Here is a 19,779-nt window from a genome sequence, read left to right as displayed (position 1 = left end):
CAGCATGACATATGAAAGCCCCGACTTCGTAACGAAGCGGGGCTCCTTGTATTATTTCTTCGGTAAATATGCCGACGGTGTCGTCTTCTCGATAAATAATATCCCATCATACTGCTCGCTTGGCACGAACGGCTCTTCGAGCATGCCCCAATACAGGCCGGTATGCATACTATTCTTCCATTCCTTGTTGTCTGCTGAAGTTAGATCAAAGAATGCGTACGGTTTCCCTGCGCCTTTCAAGATCGTCTCCAAGCTATTCGGACCCATCTCCGCGTTCACTGGCATTGCTGACCCATCATTATTCGCTCCTGTTGCCCCTCCGTACATGAATAGACCGATCGTGTATGATTGCTGTTTCAAGCGCGAAGACATCAGTTCCCCCATGTTCGGTACCGAACCGCCTTCGTACAGGTGAAGCTGAACCGGCGAAGCCATCACGGAATTGTTCTTCCGAAGGTGATAGTTATGGCCCCATACGATGACTTTCTGATCCTTGTAGACATGGTCCACCAGCCATGTTAACGTGTTCGCCATCATCTCATCACGCAGGTAAGCGACATTCTCGCGCAGGCTCGTCGAGACCACATAATTCTCCACCGTGAGATTGTTGTAAGCTACTTGTGCCTTAAGTACATTCTGAATCATATAGATGCGATCCGAGATGACACGTTTCATAATTGGCAGAATCGTCTTATCATTCGGGAAATCTTTCTGCAATTCCGCTTCGTGCGCTGCTATAAACTTCTGGATTTTCGTATAACCGTCCAGCACATATGCATAGTCTTTATCCCAATCCTTTTGATCCCAATCGATGTTGAAATAGATATCGGTTAGCTTGTTCTCAAGCGTCTTTGCTTCTTCCGCAAATGCTTTATCGATTGGCGCGAACCATGTTTCCATGAACCGGCCGAAAGCACCATTTGGCTGCATATCGAATCCCGTCAGGATCAAAGGCTGCTTCGTCGTCGATTGCTGCTTAATATAATCGTACAGCGGTACCATTTCCTTCGCATGCCATACCGGATAGATCGATTTGCGCAGTGTTTCTTCAGCTGTCAGCTTCGAGATCCCTGCATAAGTACCGCTCGCGTCCCCGAGTCCCGATTCGAAGGCAAGGACGTTAAAGCCCATTTCTTTATGTAAAAATTGCACCATTCTCGCTTTTGACTTATTGAACTCCGCCGCACCGTGCGAACTCTCGCCGAGCATGACGATTCGTTTATCGCCAATTGCTTTCTTGAGAAATTTCAGGTCTTCGAACTTGTCATCCGTCTTAAATTCAATTGTCTGAATGGCATTGGCCTTCACAGGCAGCGGCTTCGCTGCTGGAGCTGCGGATGCTGAACCGAACGTGGAAGTAAGACCAATCGATGTAACCATGGCGCAAATCGCCGTAAATTTCATGATGTTTGCAAATGATGTTTTCATCGTAATTATAAATCCTTTCTGTTGAACAAGTATTTAGCTAAGAAGTAGGAAGCAATGAATAGAAGCACGACGCCTAATCCGATAAGCACAACGCTCATATTGTCGATTGAACCGGCATTCTGTTTATGCATCAGGTACGTCCCAATGTTTATAAATGGCGTTAGTCCAATCAGTATAATCATGAAGACCATGTTGATGATCGCCATGCCTTTTTTGCTAAGCCAGTAGAACAGCGGCAAGTAGATGGAGACGAACACCAATGAAATTCCGATCGATGCCAGGAATTGTCCCATCGAATAAGCGGGCATGCCCAGACTTGGCTTCACGTAACGAACTATAGTGTAGAAAATATAGCAAGCAATCGCTGCAACTCCCGTATACAGAACCGCTGTGACATACTTTGACTTCACCATTTGCGCCCGGTTCATCGGCATCGTAATGAGAAATGCATGATTATCGTTCTTCACATCCGCACCCGTGCTCATCATCAACGTGGTGAAAGCCGTATAGACAGCGACCAGGAAGTAAGCTGACATCGTATTGGATATGAGAACCATGCTAAAAATCACGAAATAGAGAGGGATAAGTCCTAACGAACTCTTCATGACGATGAAATCTTTACGAATCAGGTTAAGCATAGATAGGACCTCCCTTAGCGGTGTAGTACATGATGTCTTCTAACGACGGTGTTTCAAGGATGGCATAACTGCCGAACAGCTCTTGGGCTTGCTTGCGATCGTCAACAAGTCCTTCGAACCCTACCGATGTCTCGCGAAGACCGATGAATTTGGCCCGAATATCTGCATCGAGCAGGTCTTGGCTGCCTTTGACGATCGCATAACGGTCCAATACATCGTCTTTCACATCGTTGAACACAAGCTTGCCGCGGTTAACGAAGGCAATGTAATCTGCAATACGATCCAGATCAGTCGTGATATGCGTCGAGAATAGAATCGTATTCCGCTCATCCTGCATGATTTCAGCCAGCAGATCCAATAGCTCTCTGCGGAATACGGGATCAAGTCCCGAGGTAGGCTCATCCATAATGAGCAGCTCAGCCTCATGCGACAAGGCAATCGCCAGGGCGAACTTGATCTTCATCCCTTTGGACAACTCTTTGATCTTCTTCATCGGAGACAACTCGAACTGCTCCATATATCGGTTGAATTTCGCTTCATTCCATTTCGTGTAGAAAGGTGCGATCACTTTCTTCATATCCTTCAGAGATAAGTGCTCGTAATAGAAACAATCATCGGAGACAATCCCTACGCTTTGCTTAATCGTAATCTCCTCGCTTGGCATCTCAGCGCCGAGCATGCGGATACTTCCCGCCGACGGACGAACGATGCCGAGCATCATCTTGATCAGCGTGCTCTTCCCTGCGCCGTTCGGTCCGATCAGACCCGTGATATAACCTTTCTTGATATCAAGAGATATATTATCAACGGAAAATTGGGAATAGGACTTGCTTAAGTTACGTACTTCTATGGCATTCATGATGTCTGTTCCTCCTCGAACAACAACTTCAAATGATTGATAACGTCTTCCTCGCTCATGTTCAGATCACGGCTCTCCCGGATCACTTCGAGCATCTTGTCCTCGAGCAGCTTCATGCGCTGTTCCCGGATGAACTCCATGTTGGCGCCCGAGACGAATGAGCCTTTGCCGACGACCGAGTCGATCAACTTCTCCTTCTCCAGCTCTTCGTACACGCGCTTCGTCGTAATCACACTCACTTGCAAATCCTTGGCAAGCTGACGGATGGACGGGAGACTATCTCCGGCCTTCATCTCGCCGTTCAATATACTATGTCGAATCTGATTTACAATCTGGATGTAAATCGGATCTTCAGATGCGTGAGATATGATGATGTTCATTATCTACCTCCGATCATTGATGTGTGTTCATCAAGTAAATAGTGTATATATATACTATATACAATATTCGCAATATGTCAACACCTGGATGCAAAAAAATCCCCATCTCTTGGAAGATGGGGATTTGAAGCGATCAACTCGCAGCTTATTAAGAAAGGCGATACAAGGCAAAAGGCTTGCCCTCGCGGAATGGTTCGCTAACCTCCTGTAGAGATTGCGTGAGTTCAGGCGTAAGCCTAACTTCTAGACTCTGCAGGTTATCCTCAAGCTGTTGGACCTTCGTCGCACCCACAATGACCGTCGAGACGACCGGTTGATCCATCAGCCATGCGAGCGATAGCGCGCTAGGCGTACAGCCTCGATCTGCAGCCAACTTGCTGACCTGCTGCCCTAACGCAATTGTCTGATCGTTCAGGAATCGGTTGAAGCTCGGATCCGTCTCTGCTCTAGAGCCTTGCGGCGCTTGCTCCGCTGCAAGGTACTTGCCGCTTAAGATACCGCCAGCGAGCGGGAAGTAAGGAATCAATCCCACGCCTTGATCAAGGCACATCGGGATCAACTCTTGCTCAGGCGTACGGTCAGCCAGCGAATAACACGTCTGACTGGACACATACCGCGCGAAACCTTGGTGATCGCTGATACCCAGCGCCTTCATGAACTCCCAAGCCGCATAATTGGAAGCGCCAATGTAGCGCACCTTCCCGGCGCTTACGAAGTCATCCAGCGTGCGCAGCGTCTCTTCGATCGGCGTGTTCGGGTCGAACGTATGGATCTGGTACAGGTCGATATAATCCGTCTTTAGACGCCGAAGACTCTGCTCCAGCTCCTGCTGTAGGTGATACCGCGATGAGCCGCGCGAATGCGGGCCCGTCCCGGTCGGGAGCCCGGCCTTCGTCGCCAGCACAACGTGCTGCCGCTTGCCTGCCAGCGCTTCGCCGATGATGCGCTCGGATTCCGTACCCGCGTAAATATTGGCCGTATCAATGAAGTTGATGCCACGATCGATGGCATGATGGATAATCCGAATGGACGTGTCCTCATCCGCGCGTTTGCCGAAGGCATTGGTTCCGAGTCCTAATAGCGATACTTCGAGTCCGCTTCTACCGAGCCGACGATATTTCATAGCTCCTCCACCTCTCTACGTTCAATCATTATCCTATTTCGACATCAATCAGCTTGAACTCCATCACATCGGCCAGACCGCGATTCGTGATACGAATCTCCGGAATCACCGGCAGCGCAATGAGCGAGAACGTCATGAATGGCGCATTCAACGGACATCCGATCGTTTTCCAAGCCTCATCCAGCTGTGCGACTTCTTCTACAACCTCTTGCAAAGACTTCTCGGACATGAGCCCGGCAATCGCGAGCACGGATGCGAGTACCTTGCCGTCACGAACGACGATCGTCCCCCCGCCGATCCGAACCAGTTCATTCGCTGCAAAGGCCATATCTTCCTCGCTCACGCCCATGACGATCAAGTTGTGGCTGTCATGCGCCACGGTTGAGGCGACTGCACCCGATTGGATCTGGAAGCCATGGGTGAACGCGTTCGAGATCTGGCCCGTCGCATGGTGACGTTCGATACAAGCAAGACGAATGACATCCTGCGCCAGGTCTGGCTGAATGATGCCATCGACTACGGGAAGAACCGCCTTCCGCTTCTCGGTCCGCGCACTATTCTCGATCGCGCCGATCACGTTCACTTCCGTCTTCGCCGCCGTTCCTCGGCTTGCCAGCTTGAAATCATCCGCCGTGAGCGTTCTGTGCACATTCATCGAGTTCAGGATTCGCTCCGGATAGGTGAATTTCGGGAACTCCACCGTATATTGCCCCTGATCATAGATCACCTCACCATCCGTGATGACGGTCGATGGCACGACACGGCGAAGGTCATCGATGAGCAGAATGTCCGCGCACTTGCCTGGGGCGATGCTGCCGAGATCTTCGTCCATCCGGTAATAACGCGCGACGTTAATCGTCGCCATCTGAATCGCCGTCACCGGGTCGACCCCTTCTTCAATCGCGCGGCGAATCACATGGTTTAGATGTCCCAGCTCGACGAGTGTCTGCGGGTTCACATCGTCGGTTACGAGCGAGATGTTGCTCGTATTCACTTTATCTTCCGTTACGATCTTGATGACTTCCTTCACATCATGCCATGCAGAGCCTTCCCGGATCATCAAATGCATGCCGAGGCGTACCTTCTCAAGCCCTTGCTCCCGCGTAACCGTCTCATGATCCGACGTCACCCCGGCATTCAGGTAAGCTTGCAGCATGCGATTATCATCACTTGGGAAATGCCCTGTCACCGCCTTACCTGCTGCAATTGTCGCTTCAATCTCGCCGCACATCTGCGGATCTCCGAACACGACGCCCGGGAAGTTCATCACTTCACCCAAACCGACAACGTTGTTCCACTGCATCCCGGCTCGAATATCCTCGACGGATAAGCTCGCTCCGGCATCCTCCAAATCCATGGTTGCCGGAACGCAGGATGGGAAGGTCGTGTAGACTTTGAGCGGAAGCTGCTGTCCTTCCTCATGCATCAAGCGTACGCCCTCGCTGCCGAATACATTCGCGATTTCATGCGGATCCATGAAAATTCCGGTCGTGCCTGTCGACAATGCCGCTCTTGCGAACTCAGTCACCGACAGCATCGTGCTCTCCACGTGCATATGGCCATCCAATAGCCCCGGGGAAATAAATCTGCCTGCGGCATCAATCACCTGCGTCTGCTCTCCAATGGTGTGATCTGCGTTGCCCACGAACGCAATTCTCCCTGCCGCGACAGCGACATCCACTTGCTCGATGAGTTCGCCGGATAATACGTTCACCAAAGTACCATTCTTAATGACCAAATCTGCATGGGCTTGTCCCATCGCAACGTTCGCTAATTGTCTTGCTACCTCTGTAAGCTTGAATCTTCTGCTATTCGCCATGGCTGTACGTCACTTCTCCTTATCCAATTCAATTTCCATTTCACACTTATCCCTCATTTAACCAGTTCGAGCGGTAGATTTCAACGTTTGAGCCGACTTCAACTTCCATATCGACCTCGACAGAGAGATCATGTACAATGGATGTAATTTTATTTAACGAGGAGATTAAATATGAAGTATATCAGCACACGGGGGCAAGTCGCCCCGATCGGGTTCATCGACGCTATCCTGATGGGACTGGCAAATGACGGTGGACTGCTCGTCCCTGAACACCTGCCGCAATTATCTGAAGAGACGCTGCGTCAATGGCAAGAGCTCACCTATCCCGAACTTGCGCTCGAAGTGTTCTCCTTGTTCGTGAACGATGAGATTCCAAGAGCCGATCTGAAGAAGTTGGTGGATGACAGCTACGGCACCTTCCGTCATGACGAAGTGACACCGGTCCATAAGCTGGACGACCAACGCTATATCCTGGAGTTGTTCCATGGCCCGACCTTTGCATTCAAAGATGTCGCACTGCAATTCCTCGGTAACCTCTATTCCTATGTATCCAAAAAAACCAATTCGATTATCCATATCCTCGGTGCAACTTCAGGGGATACGGGCGCTTCGGCCATCGAAGGGGTACGCGGCAAAGAAGGCATCCGCATCTGTATCCTACATCCGCACCAGAAGGTCAGTGAGGTACAAGCCCTGCAAATGACGACCGTTGACGATGCCAACGTCTTGAATCTAGCCGTGGAAGGCACTTTCGATGATTGCCAGCGCATTATCAAGGAGCTGTTCGCCGACGTGGACTTCAAGCATGAGTACCATTTGCGCGCGATCAACTCCATCAACATTGCGCGGATTCTGGCTCAGACGGTGTACTATTTCTATGCTTACTTCCAATTGGCGAAGCAAGGCGTTGACCGTAAGATCAGCTTCAGCGTGCCGACAGGCAACTTCGGCGATATCTTCGCTGGTTACCTTGCGCAGCAAATGGGATTGCCGATTCATAAGCTCATCTTGGCGACGAATGCGAACAACATTCTCGAGCGCTTCGTAAGTGAAGGCTTGTACCAACCAGGCGAATTCCGCGGTACGTACAGCCCTTCAATGGATATCCAAGTGGCGAGCAACTTCGAGCGTTACCTCTACTACTTGAATAATGGGAATAGTGACGTTGTATCCACGCTCATGGCTGAGTTCAAAGCCGAAGGGCGCATCGCCGTCGATGCGGATACGCTTAGCCACGTGCAGTCCGATTTCTCCGCGTACAGCGTGTCGAACGAAGAATGCCTCGACACATTGAGCGACTACTATGCGAAGTACGACTACCTGATGGATCCGCATACAGCATGCGGCGCAGCGGCAGCAGACAAGCTGGCGACAGCGGACGATGTGACCATCATTCTCTCCACAGCGCATCCGGCGAAGTTCGACGAATCTATCCGCCTTCGTGAGATCGCTCAGGAATATCCTGCACAGATTCAGGCCTTGTTCAACAAACCGCAAATCCGCACGGTTGTCAGCGGAACAAACGAAGCAATCAAAGATCAACTCGTGAAGTTCTTCTAATCGATCAACGCTTAGGACATCATAAAAGAGCCATTCCAACTGGTTATCCACCAGCCATGGAATGGCTCTTTTGCTGCTGCCTGCTTACCTTACGCCGGATCGAGCAGCAGCATCTCTTCATAATTCATATTCTGCAGCAGTTTTAGCCGCGTTGCTGCCGTAATTTGTTCTGATTCTTCTAAATTCTGTACCAAATCCCGCTTCAATTGAATGCTCCGCAGCCGCACTTCACCGACCATATCCATGAAGTTCGCTTCTTCTTCCTCACTAAGCGATGATTGCTGCTTCCGTGCGTAATATTGAATCATAAAGAGGGCTTCATAGTGATTATCCGGCGTCATATGCTGCTTGATCGCTTGAATCGCCGCTTGTCGCAGCTCCCCTTTCACGCGATGCATCTCCTCGACGAACGCCGTGAGTTCCTTCGTTCGCGAAGCCATTTTAGGCGGCAGCTGCGCCCCGCTAAGCTTCTTCAATTTTTTCTTCATCCAATACATCTTGTAGCGGAACCATATGCGACGTAGATTCGACCGTACGGTATAGAGCTCTTGCGGCTCGTTGATGACCGGATAATGCGTCATCAGTTGCGGTGACACTTCTCCCTGTTCGATCATCTGCGTCAGCTTCTTCATCTCGGCTTCGCGGCCGATCTCCTGAAGTTTGCGCAGGACGCTGCTCGATAGCTTCGACGCCTTGCCTTCCTCCATCATCCGCCGCTGCTCTTCCAGTTCGCGAATGACCCGGAAGGTCGCTCGTTTATGATCATTGTCTGATTCGGCATCCAAGAGCTGGATCGTCCGCTGCAGAATATATTGCGTCGCTTCCTGCATCGACATGAAGTCCTTCTCCTCTACTTCCTGCTCGGCCGCGTGCCGCAGCAAGAGGGGCAGCACAATCGTGGCGAAGAGCAAGCTAAGCAGAATGACGCCCGCGGAGATAAATAGGATCGTGTTCCGATAAGGGAACAACGAACCGTTCGACAACAAGAATGGAATCGACATCGCCGTCGCAAGCGTAATCGTTCCATGGATCCCGCAGGTGGCGGTCAACAACGCATATCTGCCTCTGGAGACGTTATCGGCTTCACCATGCGGCTCATGCCCTTCGATAGCGACGAAATTGCGATACAGCGCATACACCCAGATATAGCGGATCAAGAATAGCCCGACGCTAATAAGCAGCGTGAACCCGAGCACGACAGCTATCGAGATTTCCTGGCTCTCGAGCAGCCCTCGCACGACTTCTGGCAGCAAGAAACCCAGCAGCACGAATACGAAGCCATTAAAGAGATAACTCAATACGGACCATGTCGTACTCGAAGTCATCTGAATCTTCGTGGACGTCTGTTGAAGCCTGTCCCGCTCGATCCCATGAATAATCCCCGCAGCGACAACCGCCAGAATGCCGGAGACCGCCAATTCCTCAGCAATAATGAAGATGACGAAAGGCGTAATGAACTGTATCGCAACGAGTGAGTTCACCTCTTCGAACCCGTTCTGCCGGAGGGACAGCCTTAATTTGACGAATAAGAACCCGCAGATCAGTCCCGCCAAAATTCCGCCCAACGAGACGATGATAAAGTTGAATGTCGCCGACTGCACGGAGAATACCCCCGTCAATACGACAGCGAGCGCGACCTTGAAGCTCACGATGCCCGCCGCGTCATTCAGCAGCGACTCCCCCTCTAAGATGGGCATTAAGCTTGAAGGCAGCGGAAGTCCCTGCGTAATCGACTTCACGGCCACCGCATCTGTCGGCGATAGCACCGCCGCGAGTGCAAAGGCCGCGGCGAGCGGCATCGACGGAATGAGCAAATGGATCACGTAACCGAGACCAAGCACCGTAATCAACACCAAGCCCAAAGCCATGTACAGGATCGGCTTTCGGAAGTCCCACAGCTCCTTGCGCGACGTCGCGCGGGCATCTCCGAACAGCAGCGGCGCGATGAGGCAGACCATGAACACTTCCGGTTCGAACTCCAGCGTAATCGGAATGAAGGGCAGCCAAGACACCATCGCACCGAGCAGAATTTGAAATAAGGCGAGAGGGATACGAGGGAACTTCTTATTCAAGACCGTTGCCACCACGATGACACCGATCAAGGCTAATAGAGGGATGACGAACTCCATTACAATCACTTTCTCCTTTCTTTTCCATAATCCAGTTAGTATATCTATTCGTACCATATTGATCCGCGAAAATATATATAAAATTTGTTGACAATAGGCGTGAATACGGCTATCTTATTAAAAGATCGATAGTGATAATCATTATCAATTGTAAATGAAAGATTAAACAGCATATAACCATACTTTGCTTAAAGGAGAAGAACAGAACATGAAAAAACTATTGCTCCCCGCCCTTGCTGTACTCCTCATCTTGATGAGCGCATGCAACAGCCAAGCAGCCAAGCCAGCGGATGAGTCCGCTGCGAAAGAACCGGCGAAGACAGAACAACATGCAACCTTCACGTACCAATCCGAGGCTGGTCCGATCGAGGTTCCTAGCCATCCGGAACGCGTCGTCGTCCTCTCGACGTATGCTGGCAACGTGATGTCGCTTGGCGTTCATCTCGTCGGCGTCGATTCCTGGTCGAAGATGAATCCGAAGTTCCAGGATAAATTGAAAGACGTCCAGGAAGTATCGGATGAGAATCTCGAGAAGATCATTGAGCTCGATCCGGATCTGATCATCGGACTGACCACGATTAAGAACGCGGATAAATTAAAAGAAATCGCTCCTACCGTTACGTATACTTACGGAAAATTAGACTACTTAACGCAGCATATCGAAATTGGTAAGCTGCTGAACAAAGAGAAAGAGGCGCAAGCTTGGGTCGATGATTTCAAACAGCGCGCTGCTAAAGCTGGTGCTGACATCAAAGCAAAAATCGGCGAGAATGCTACCGTGTCCGTCATTGAGAATTTCGACAAGCAGCTCTATGTCTTCGGTGATCACTGGGGGCGCGGTACGGAGATCCTCTACCAAGAGATGAAATTGAAAATGCCTGAGAAAGTGAAGGAAATGGCGATGGCGCCTGGCTATTACGCCTTGTCTGCCGAAGTATTGCCAGAGTTCGCCGGCGACTACATCATTTTCAGCAAGAGCAGCGATACCGACAATTCGTTCCAAAACACCAATACGTACAAAAACGTCCCTGCGGTGAAAAACAATCGTGTCTACGAAACGGATGCCAAATCGTTCTACTTCAATGACCCACTGACACTTGATTTCCAACTTGAATTCTTTATCGAGAAATTTCTAGGAAACTAAGCCGATGACGAATCGACGTTCCATCCCATTCGTCTACAAACTGATCGCAGGAATTCTCCTGTTCGTAGCGATGTTCATGGTCGCGATGGTATTCGGAGCAGCCGACACATCTATCAAGGATGTGTGGCTCGCGCTGACCTCGCCAGACGCTACGGGAGATAAAATATCGTTGATTCGTGAAATTCGCTTACCTCGTGAAGTTGCAGCCATCTTCGTCGGAGCGGCGCTTGCCGTCTCCGGCGCGATGATGCAGGGCATGACGCGCAACCCACTGGCCGATCCCGGCCTGCTCGGGTTGACCGCAGGCGCCAATGCAGCGCTGGCGATTACGCTCGCCTTCATTCCGGGTGCGAATTATTTCTATATCATGATTGCTTGCTTCATAGGAGCAGCACTTGGATCCATCCTTGTCTTCGGCATCGGTACGGTGAAGAAAGGCGGTTTCTCGCCGCTTCGGATCGTGCTCGCCGGAACGGCCATCTCGGCCTTCTTGTATGCGATTGCGGAAGGCATCGGCATCTATTTCAAAATTTCCAAAGACGTATCTATGTGGACTGCCGGCGGATTGATCGGGGCGTCCTGGGATCAGCTCCAGGTCATCGTACCATTCATTATCGCCGGGCTGTTGATCGCAATGGCGCTATCCAAGCAGCTGACCATCCTAAGCCTCAGCGAAGAGGTCGCGATGGGCTTAGGACAGAAGATCCAGAAGCTAAAGATGCTGCTCATCTTCGCTACGGTACTTCTCGCCGGCGCCTCCGTGGCACTCGTCGGCAACATGACGTTCATCGGGTTGATGATTCCGCATATCGTGCGCGGCTTCGTCGGCACCGACTACCGGTATTCCATTCCGATGTCCGCGATTACCGGCGCCGCATTCATGCTGTTCGCCGATACGCTTGGACGTACCATCAACGCGCCTTATGAGACGCCGGTCGCGGCAATCGTCGCCATGCTCGGCTTGCCATTCTTCCTCTACATCGTGCGTAAAGGAGGGAAGCATTTCTCATGATTCAACCTGCACTGATCCGCAAGCAGCGGCTTATTCTACTTAGTTTGTTCGCACTCATTATACTTACCGTCATTATTAGCATGGGACTAGGGTATTCGAAATTGTCTTACGACCGGCTTCTGCCTACGATTCTCGGGCAAGGGACCTTCAAGGAGAATTTCGTGCTCTTCTCGATACGCTTGCCGCGTATTGTCATCACCCTACTGGCCGGGATGGCGCTCGCGTTGTCGGGTTCCATTCTTCAAGGGATTACACGCAATGATCTCGCAGATCCGGGCATCATCGGAATCAACTCTGGGGCCGGCGTCGGAATCGCCGTCTTCTTCCTGTTCTTCCCGATCGATGCAAGCAATTTCGTCTACATGCTGCCGATCATCGCTTTTATCGGAGCGGTCATCACGGCCCTTCTCATCTATGTATTCGCTTATAACAAAAACACCGGATTACAGCCAGTGAAGCTCGTCCTCACCGGGGTCGGGTTCTCCATGGCGCTGTCGGGCATCATGATCGTGTTGATCTCGTCCGCCGAACGCTCCAAGGTCGATTTCATCTCCAAATGGCTCGCGGGGAACATCTGGGGAACCGATTGGCCGTTCGTCTTGGCGATTCTCCCTTGGATCGCCATCCTCGCGCCGTTCACGCTCTACCGGGCGAACCGATTGAACCTGCTCGCCATGAATGAACCGGTGACGATTGGCGTCGGCGTCTCGATCAACAAGGAGCGACTCATCCTGCTCCTCGTCGCTGTAGCGCTCGCGGCGTCGGCCGTATCCGTGACCGGCGGCATCGCCTTCATCGGATTGATGGCGCCGCATATCGCGAAGGCGCTCGTCGGACCGCGGAACCAGCTGTTCATTCCGATCGCCATCTTCACGGGCGGGTGGCTGCTTTTGCTGGCCGATACGATCGGCCGCCAGATCATAGGACCGGACGGGATTCCTGCGGGAATTATGGTCGCCATGATCGGCGCTCCGTATTTCATCTATTTACTGCTCAAACGTTAATTCATAAAGCCTTCGATCCCTGTTAGGTGTCGAAGGCTTATTCATTTGACTTCGAATCCATGGATTGGGTAAAATTTCTATAATATAGCATATTAGGAGGAACCGGATATGAGGATCTTGCTTCGAGATAAAATCCCCCGTTAAGCGCGTGGTCCACCATACACAAGTTCACACTACAGCAATCCGCCTATAACGATATTAAAGGAGATGCACACGATGAACTTGATGAATGGACCACAAACCATGTCCCACGAGGACCGAATGATATTAGCGCACGAAATGGCTGACCGATTGCATGACACGTATCGCGAGAGGCTTCTGGCCATCGGGCTATACGGATCGCTGTCTCGCGGCACCGACGGGCCTTATTCTGATATTGAGATGTTCTGCGTATTACGACGTTCTGAGGAGAAGGTTCGATTCAGCCATGAATGGTCTGCAGGCCCTTGGAAAGCCGAAGTGAACGTCGTGAGCGAAGACGTGCTGCACAGCGAGGCTTACGACATCGAAGGCGAATGGTCGCTGACCCATGGGCCGTACCATCACGCGAAGGCCCTCTATGACCCCGAGAACTTCTTCGTCGCCCTGAGACAAACCGCTCAGTCGCCGGATGCTTCCGCGTACCAAGAAGCCGTCGAGGGCATTCTCGTCGGGGAGATGATGGAATTCGCGGGGAAGCTTCGCAACATTGCGCACCATGGTCCGCGCACATACCTACCGTATCTCACCATGCAGTTCGCGCAGTACGGTGCGATGCTGATTGGATTACATCACCGGAAGCTCTATTCCACCGGCGCCATGGTCTTGTCTGAAGCCGTATCCCTGCCGGATCGGCCAGCGGGCTACGATGCCGTTGCCGAACTCGTCATGTCCGGCAATCTAGCCGATTCGGAGCAGCTGATTGCCGTCTGTGAGACCTTCTGGCATGGTCTACATGTCTGGGCCGCAGAACACGGCTATGCGATACACTCGGAAGAACGGATACCGTTCTAGTGCCAAATGGACTGCACTGCGGCTGATCGTAAGCCGCAAAACACACGAAGACCCCTCCGTTCGAGGGGTCTTCGTCTATGTTCACAACAGCTATTCAATCTATCCCATATGCTTTGGAATTACGCCATCCGCCACTTCACCATCCATATCGAGATAATAGTGCCGGATCGGCTTCAAATCTTCATCAAGCTCATACACGAGGGGTACCCCTGTCGGAATGTTGAGATCCACGATCCCATCCGCCGGAATATCGTCCAGATATTGCACCAGCGCCCGCAGCGTGTTGCCATGCGCCGAGATAATGACCTTCTCTCCCTTGCGAATGGCAGGCGCGATCTCTTCCGTCCAATAGTGCAGCACCCGACGTTCCGTATCCTCCAAGTTTTCCGTTAGTGGAAATTCCCCTTCGGCTAAGGCTTTATATTTCGGATTCGAAGCTTCATACCGCTCATCCTGCTTATCTAACGCAGGAGGCCGAATTTCCACGGATCGACGCCACTTCATGACTTGCTCCTCACCATATTGCTTCGCTGTCTCTGCTTTGTTCAGCCCTTGCAGTGCACCGTAATGCCGTTCGTTCAGCATCCATGATTTATGTACAGGAATCCACATTAAATCCATCTCATGCAGCACGATCCATAACGTACGAATCGCCCGCTTAAGCACAGACGTATACGCCACATCGAATACATACCCATGCTTCTTCAAGATCTGCCCGGCTTCCCGCGCCTCATTCAGACCATTCTCGGATAGATCCACATCAGTCCAACCTGTAAACCGATTCTCTACATTCCATACGCTCTGCCCATGGCGGATAAGTACAATTTTCATAATAGCTCACTTCTTTCTGTATTGAAGGTGGTTACGGGTACTATCCTGCCCAACATCACTTACGAATATCGACTGCACCGATCGTATGTACGATAATCCAGCCGAACAACGCGCTCACCGGAATTGCGATCAGACCGCCCCATATCCCTTGAATCAACAAACCCATGACTAACCCAAGCACCACAGTGATCGGCAGCATCAGGCCATAGACAGCAATTGGCTTCGCAGCACGGAGATCCTCCTCGCGCCAGCGGAACATTTTCACATAAGCGGATTTCACGAAATCGTGCCAGACGCCCTGCATCCAATACCAGACTAACAACGTTAATAAGACGAATACGATAATCTTAATCATCGTCGGCGTCAACAGGACGGCAGCAATCCCCGCCCCGAGCAGCTGCAGCATGGTCTTCAATTGCAGATTCGAGCGGTAGACCGATTTGATCGCGAGTTCAGCTACGACAAGGTGTGGTTGACGAGACGAGAACAAATGATTCGAGTGGCGAAACAACATCGGTCTGCGCATGCGGAACCACGGTGACCGATCTAGTGTATTGTGCAGCAGCAACCCGGTTAGTCGCATCCGCTGCTTGCCCTCCACGAGGATATCCTGCTCAAAAGCATCCACACAACGTATCCGCGACCGCATAAGGAGCACAAGGAGTGCCATCCATAACACCGCACCCCCGACCAGCAGCCATGTAAGTTGACTATAACGGAGCACTATTGCTACATACAGCACGCCTCCAGCCGCGGTCACGCCCCATTTTATCACCCAACGCCGCCAACCGGAGAGCGATATCTGAATACGATTATTGAGTAAGGACCATAACATCGAATAGCACAAATGGAACAGGAGCAATCCCGTCCACTCACCCCATATCCATCCGAAAGATCGCATCCCGATCGGCAGTACCGCTACGTACGCCAAAACACTTATAAGTACATCAAGCGTCATACTATAGAGACAACCCACCTGAGTCAGGGCGTGCACCCAGCTTTCTTTCTGCCGCAGAAATAACACGTCTGCTTCTTGTACCAGCACTCGAACATTCCCTCTCCGCGCACAGAGGAACAACAGCGCTGCTACAACGGATGCAGGCATATATTCGATCCATGCGGGAAAATCGTCTGTCCACAACGACCGATATCCAATCACCGCGAAAAAAATGCCAGGTACGATGAAATACAGCATAACGGTCCAGTCTACTGCGCTGCGCAGCGCCTTATATTGATAAACGGCATCCTCCTTCAGTCTTCTCCTTGCTAATTGCTTCGCATGGATGCGCATGACGGTTCACCTCTACTCTCTCCTTCAAGTTAAAGCATCAAAACAATCGAGCAGTGTACCCTCCGGCAATCCGCTCTGCGCTTGGATCTCCGCAAGAGTCCCGCTCGCCACGACTCTCCCTTGGTCGACCATGACGAAGGAACTGCAGATTCGCTCTGCTGTATCCAGCACATGCGTCGACATCAGCACGCCCGCGCCGCGTTTCCGTTCCAGATCGAGCATGCGTAAGAAGTCCTTCGTCGCTCTCGGGTCCAGCCCGACGAAAGGCTCGTCCACGATGTAGACGTCCGGTTCGGTCAAGAAGCCGATGACGAGCATCATTTTCTGCTGCATGCCTTTGGAGAAGCTCGCTGGGAGCTGATGCTTAACATCCTGCAGCCGGAATTGCCGCAGCAGCTCATTCGCTCGCTGTTCGAAGACTTCGACCGGCAGATCGTAGGCTGCCGCCGCCAGCTCCAGATGCTCCCACAGCGTCATCGCATCATACATGATCGGCTTCTCCGGAATATAGCCGTAGGACTGCTGCGGCCCGGTGAATCGAATCTCACCTTTGCAATGTTTCAATAAGCCCATCAAGCTCTTCATCGTCGTACTTTTGCCTGCACCGTTCGGCCCGATCAGCCCGACCAATTCACCCGGTTTCACTTGAAATTGAATCGCATGGATTTTCGGCTCATGGACTTCATAACCCGCTTCCACAATATCTACTTCTAATACAGTCATACCCTCCGCTCCCTTCATTTCCCTCTCACCTTCCATTTTAACGCAAAAACTCCAATCTTACCGCATAGATAAGATTGGAGCTTACAATCCTTGAACCGATTAACGCTATGATGTCGTCTGTACCTCGCGTTTGCCACGCACATAGAAGCTGACGATTGCTGCTGCAAGACCTAGAGAGACAACAATGCTGGCCAACCATGGGTTATAGAGCACGGTAGACGTCGAACTCACCAATGCCCCTCCGGCGCCCGCCCCTGCTGCCAACCCAAAATGGATAATGGAAGTGTTCAGACTCAGTACCAAATTCGAGGAATGCGGTGCCTGCTGGATGAAATAGGTCTGGATCGCTGGCCCCGCCAAGAACATCGCGAACACAATAATAACAATGAGGAACAGTCCCATGAACTTCATCCCCGAGAACAGGGGCAGCAGGGCGAGAGCAACCACATGCAATGCCACACTCGCCGTAATGACGCGGGAGGCACCCCACCGATCCACGCCGTAGCCGCCTAGTCTCGATCCTATCGCCCCGAAAATGCCAAGCATCAGCATCGTCACGCTAATGCTCGTCGTATATCCATCTGCAGCATGTCTGTCATAAACGGTGCAACATACGTGAAGAACACGGAATTGCCTGACTCGCGGAAGAACGTCAGCAGCAAACCGCTGACAATAACGGTACTACCCAATACCTTCACTTGCTGCTGCCAAGGTATCGGCGCCTCTCCATCCAGCTGTGGCAGAAGACGATAGAGCGCCAACGTAACGAATAAACTGAGAACGCCGAGCACGATGAATATCGCCTGCCAGTTCAGCCATGACGCGATCGCAATCCCCATCGGGACGCCCAAGATCATCGCCGCACTGAATCCGAGAATAATCGTACCGATCGAGCCTCCAATCCGTTCCGCAGAGACGAGCTTCGCCACCACGCCGAGAGCAACAACAAGATATACCCCGGCACTTACGCCAAGAATGACTCGCGACACCATGAGGATGGTTATATCCGTACCCGACACGGCGACGGCACTCCCTAGCATGAACGCGATCAATGCACTGACGAGCACTAGCCTGCGTTCCAATCGCGCTGTAAGCGCGACGACAATCGGCGTTCCGATTGCGAACGCAAGCGAATACGCCGTGATGAGCTGACCTGCAAGCGCGATGGAGATGCCCAAATCCCGCGCGATCATTGGAAGAATCCCGGAGACCACAATCTCTGCCGTCGCAGTGAAGAAGACCCCCAGTGCTAATAAATAAATTGTTAATCGATGCATATCGATCATCCCTTTCTCATCTTTCCATTCCCTGTAATTGGAATTATAATGAGGTTACATTCTTTATGTAAGAAGGCAAAATGAATGGACATTATCCAAAACTTTTGACTACCTAACAATAAGTAAGTTATGGAGATGGTCGAATTGGAAGATCACGTGCAAGGTCCAAATGAACAACGGTACTCGCATATTTGTTCCGTATTGCAAATTCTGAACGCCAAATGGGCGTTCCTCATCATCGCCGAGCTCTCGCAAGGGCCCAAACGGTTCCAGCAGCTTCACCGAGACCTTGCCGTCGTAAAGACACAATCGCTGACTAACGTCCTCAGGCTCTTGGAGAAGAATGAGATCGTCCGGCGTCAGGTGTTTCCTACTGTTCCGATTAGCGTGGAATATTCCTTAACGGAGAAAGGTATGGACTTCCAGACCTCCCTGAAGGAGATGGAGAAATGGGCCATCAAGTGGGGACCTGCGAGAGACGCAGAGGGCTAGTGAACACAAGCTTTTCAAATCAAAATATTGGAGGCGATGGCAGCGTGATGAACATGCCTGAACGTGCACAACCGGTGCAGCGTGAGCAATTTACACCATTGACCGATCGAATTCTCCGGGTTAAAGAACAACTCTCTTGTACCGCCGCAGCCGTATATGTCATTCACCGCGATACCGTTGTCCATGAATCCTACATGGGATCTTATGATTATGAAGCTCAAACACTTCCCGTCACAGCCTCTACACGCTTCAATGTAGCTTCCGTCAGGAAATCGTACCTGGGTCTGGCCGTCAGTCTGGCGCTTCACCAGAAGCGGATCTCCTCTCTTGACGACCCCATTACCGGTTACTTGGATGATTTGAACGTTAAAGCCGTGCAAGGAACCACCCTCAGACATCTGTTAACGCATACCCACGGGCTCAAGAACAACCACGAGAGAGCCTTTCCTGCCGGGACAGGTTGGATGTATAACAACGTCGGAATTAATATGCTGATTCGTGTGATTCGTAAGGTGTTCGAGGCACCTCTTGCCGATGTCATGCGTCACTATGTGTTCGGTCCATGCGGGTTGACAGAGACGGGATGGCAGAAGGAACCGAATGAACATCTCGTGTGGCTAGGGGAATCGTATGCTGCGGAACAAGGCGGAGAAGTGAACCTATTTGTTAGTGCACGAGAACTAGCGCATTGGGGATATCTGCATCTGCAACATGGCCTCGTAAATGGCAAACAAGTGATTCCGAGAGAAGTCACAGAACGTGCAACGATCATACAGAGCCCATCACGCTTAGATGATTCTTTGCCAAGGAACGGATTTGCGTGGTGGGTCCAGGACAAGCCAAGACCTCTCTCGGAGCTTGGGCATTCGTTGCCGACAGGATCCTATCAAATTCTCGGCAAAACAGGCTGCGCCTGTCTCGTCATTCCACAGTATCAACTGGTCGCAGTGCGAATGTATAATCAAACCGGCGCCAATCCACATGGATACGATTATTTAGAGGATATTCAAGCCTTCGGGGATACCGTCCTCGCCTGCACATTACAATAGATCAAGATCAAGACACGGGCACAAGAA

The 19,779-nt window shown here is 51.4% G+C and carries 19 protein-coding genes; 7 read left to right on the top strand and 12 right to left on the bottom strand.

Going from position 1 to position 19,779, the window contains the following annotated elements:
• Positions 1-51: 51 nt before the first annotated feature.
• From GCU39_RS25605 to ade, 6 genes are all read right to left on the bottom strand, one after another.
• The gene (locus GCU39_RS25605; protein WP_152396048.1) at positions 52-1,428 is read right to left on the bottom strand and encodes an erythromycin esterase family protein; all 1,377 of its coding nucleotides are present in this window, start codon (positions 1,426-1,428) and stop codon (positions 52-54) included.
• A gap of 5 nt (positions 1,429-1,433) precedes the next feature.
• Positions 1,434-2,066, bottom strand: a complete 633-nt coding sequence (locus GCU39_RS25600) for an ABC-2 transporter permease (RefSeq protein WP_152396047.1) — start codon at positions 2,064-2,066, stop codon at positions 1,434-1,436.
• Positions 2,059-2,925, bottom strand: a complete 867-nt coding sequence (locus GCU39_RS25595; RefSeq protein ID WP_152396046.1) for an ABC transporter ATP-binding protein — start codon at positions 2,923-2,925, stop codon at positions 2,059-2,061. The genes GCU39_RS25600 and GCU39_RS25595 overlap by 8 nt, the downstream gene beginning before the upstream one ends.
• Positions 2,922-3,305, bottom strand: a complete 384-nt coding sequence (locus GCU39_RS25590) for a GntR family transcriptional regulator (RefSeq protein ID WP_152396045.1) — start codon at positions 3,303-3,305, stop codon at positions 2,922-2,924. Before GCU39_RS25590 ends, GCU39_RS25595 begins: the two co-directional genes overlap by 4 nt.
• 148 nt (positions 3,306-3,453) lie before the next feature.
• Complete coding sequence (locus tag GCU39_RS25585; RefSeq protein ID WP_152396044.1) at positions 3,454-4,428, bottom strand: aldo/keto reductase; 975 nt, start codon at positions 4,426-4,428, stop codon at positions 3,454-3,456.
• Between the two features lie 28 nt (positions 4,429-4,456).
• A complete protein-coding gene (gene ade / locus GCU39_RS25580; RefSeq protein WP_152396043.1) occupies positions 4,457-6,247 on the bottom strand; it encodes an adenine deaminase in 1,791 nt (596 codons plus the stop codon).
• A gap of 171 nt (positions 6,248-6,418) precedes the next feature.
• Here ade and thrC point away from each other — a divergent pair, with 171 nt between their 5' ends.
• Positions 6,419-7,807 (top strand): threonine synthase, encoded by a 1,389-nt coding sequence (gene thrC, locus GCU39_RS25575; RefSeq protein WP_152396042.1) that lies wholly within the window; start codon positions 6,419-6,421, stop codon positions 7,805-7,807.
• 89 nt (positions 7,808-7,896) lie between these two features.
• Here thrC and GCU39_RS25570 read toward each other — a convergent pair whose 3' ends face one another.
• Positions 7,897-9,936, bottom strand: a complete 2,040-nt coding sequence (locus tag GCU39_RS25570) for a Na+/H+ antiporter (protein WP_193726625.1) — start codon at positions 9,934-9,936, stop codon at positions 7,897-7,899.
• A gap of 208 nt (positions 9,937-10,144) precedes the next feature.
• Here GCU39_RS25570 and GCU39_RS25565 point away from each other — a divergent pair, with 208 nt between their 5' ends.
• The 4 genes from GCU39_RS25565 (at position 10,145) to GCU39_RS25550 (ending at position 14,089) form a co-directional block, all read left to right on the top strand.
• Positions 10,145-11,080 carry an iron-hydroxamate ABC transporter substrate-binding protein gene (locus tag GCU39_RS25565; RefSeq protein ID WP_152396040.1) on the top strand — a complete coding sequence of 312 codons (936 nt, stop codon included), beginning with the start codon at positions 10,145-10,147 and terminating at the stop codon, positions 11,078-11,080.
• A 4-nt stretch (positions 11,081-11,084) separates the two neighbouring features.
• On the top strand, positions 11,085-12,092 hold the full coding sequence (locus GCU39_RS25560; RefSeq protein ID WP_152396039.1) for a FecCD family ABC transporter permease: 1,008 nt from the start codon (positions 11,085-11,087) through the stop codon (positions 12,090-12,092).
• Positions 12,089-13,096 carry a FecCD family ABC transporter permease gene (locus GCU39_RS25555; protein WP_152396038.1) on the top strand — a complete coding sequence of 336 codons (1,008 nt, stop codon included), beginning with the start codon at positions 12,089-12,091 and terminating at the stop codon, positions 13,094-13,096. Before GCU39_RS25560 ends, GCU39_RS25555 begins: the two co-directional genes overlap by 4 nt.
• Before the next feature lie 225 nt (positions 13,097-13,321).
• Positions 13,322-14,089 carry an ANT(4')-I family aminoglycoside nucleotidyltransferase gene (locus tag GCU39_RS25550; RefSeq protein ID WP_407671724.1) on the top strand — a complete coding sequence of 256 codons (768 nt, stop codon included), beginning with the start codon at positions 13,322-13,324 and terminating at the stop codon, positions 14,087-14,089.
• 99 nt (positions 14,090-14,188) lie between these two features.
• Here the strand turns inward: GCU39_RS25550 and gpmA are convergent, their stop codons facing one another.
• The 5 genes from gpmA to GCU39_RS32420 form a co-directional block, all read right to left on the bottom strand.
• A complete protein-coding gene (gpmA, locus tag GCU39_RS25545) occupies positions 14,189-14,923 on the bottom strand; it encodes a 2,3-diphosphoglycerate-dependent phosphoglycerate mutase (protein WP_152396036.1) in 735 nt (244 codons plus the stop codon).
• Between the two features lie 52 nt (positions 14,924-14,975).
• Entirely contained in the window at positions 14,976-16,211 is a 1,236-nt protein-coding gene (locus GCU39_RS25540; protein WP_152396035.1) for an ABC transporter permease, read from the bottom strand.
• Between the two features lie 24 nt (positions 16,212-16,235).
• Positions 16,236-16,934, bottom strand: a complete 699-nt coding sequence (locus GCU39_RS25535) for an ABC transporter ATP-binding protein (protein ID WP_152396034.1) — start codon at positions 16,932-16,934, stop codon at positions 16,236-16,238.
• 105 nt (positions 16,935-17,039) lie between these two features.
• On the bottom strand, positions 17,040-17,486 hold the full coding sequence (locus GCU39_RS32425; RefSeq protein ID WP_321575609.1) for an MFS transporter: 447 nt from the start codon (positions 17,484-17,486) through the stop codon (positions 17,040-17,042).
• A 2-nt stretch (positions 17,487-17,488) separates the two neighbouring features.
• Positions 17,489-18,211 (bottom strand): MFS transporter, encoded by a 723-nt coding sequence (locus GCU39_RS32420; RefSeq protein WP_321575608.1) that lies wholly within the window; start codon positions 18,209-18,211, stop codon positions 17,489-17,491.
• A 144-nt stretch (positions 18,212-18,355) separates the two neighbouring features.
• Between GCU39_RS32420 and GCU39_RS25525 the strand changes: the two genes are divergently transcribed.
• Together GCU39_RS25525 and GCU39_RS25520 are read left to right on the top strand one after the other, a co-directional pair.
• Complete coding sequence (locus GCU39_RS25525; RefSeq protein WP_227793336.1) at positions 18,356-18,703, top strand: winged helix-turn-helix transcriptional regulator; 348 nt, start codon at positions 18,356-18,358, stop codon at positions 18,701-18,703.
• A complete protein-coding gene (locus GCU39_RS25520; protein WP_227793335.1) occupies positions 18,661-19,752 on the top strand; it encodes a serine hydrolase domain-containing protein in 1,092 nt (363 codons plus the stop codon). The genes GCU39_RS25525 and GCU39_RS25520 overlap by 43 nt, the downstream gene beginning before the upstream one ends.
• Positions 19,753-19,779 lie beyond the last annotated feature (27 nt).

Origin of the sequence: Paenibacillus guangzhouensis (assembly GCF_009363075.1) — a bacterium.
Classification (GTDB): domain Bacteria; phylum Bacillota; class Bacilli; order Paenibacillales; family Paenibacillaceae; genus Paenibacillus_K; species Paenibacillus_K guangzhouensis.
The sequence above is the reverse complement of the archived record's forward strand: the minus strand, read 5'-3'. Positions and strand labels throughout refer to the sequence as shown.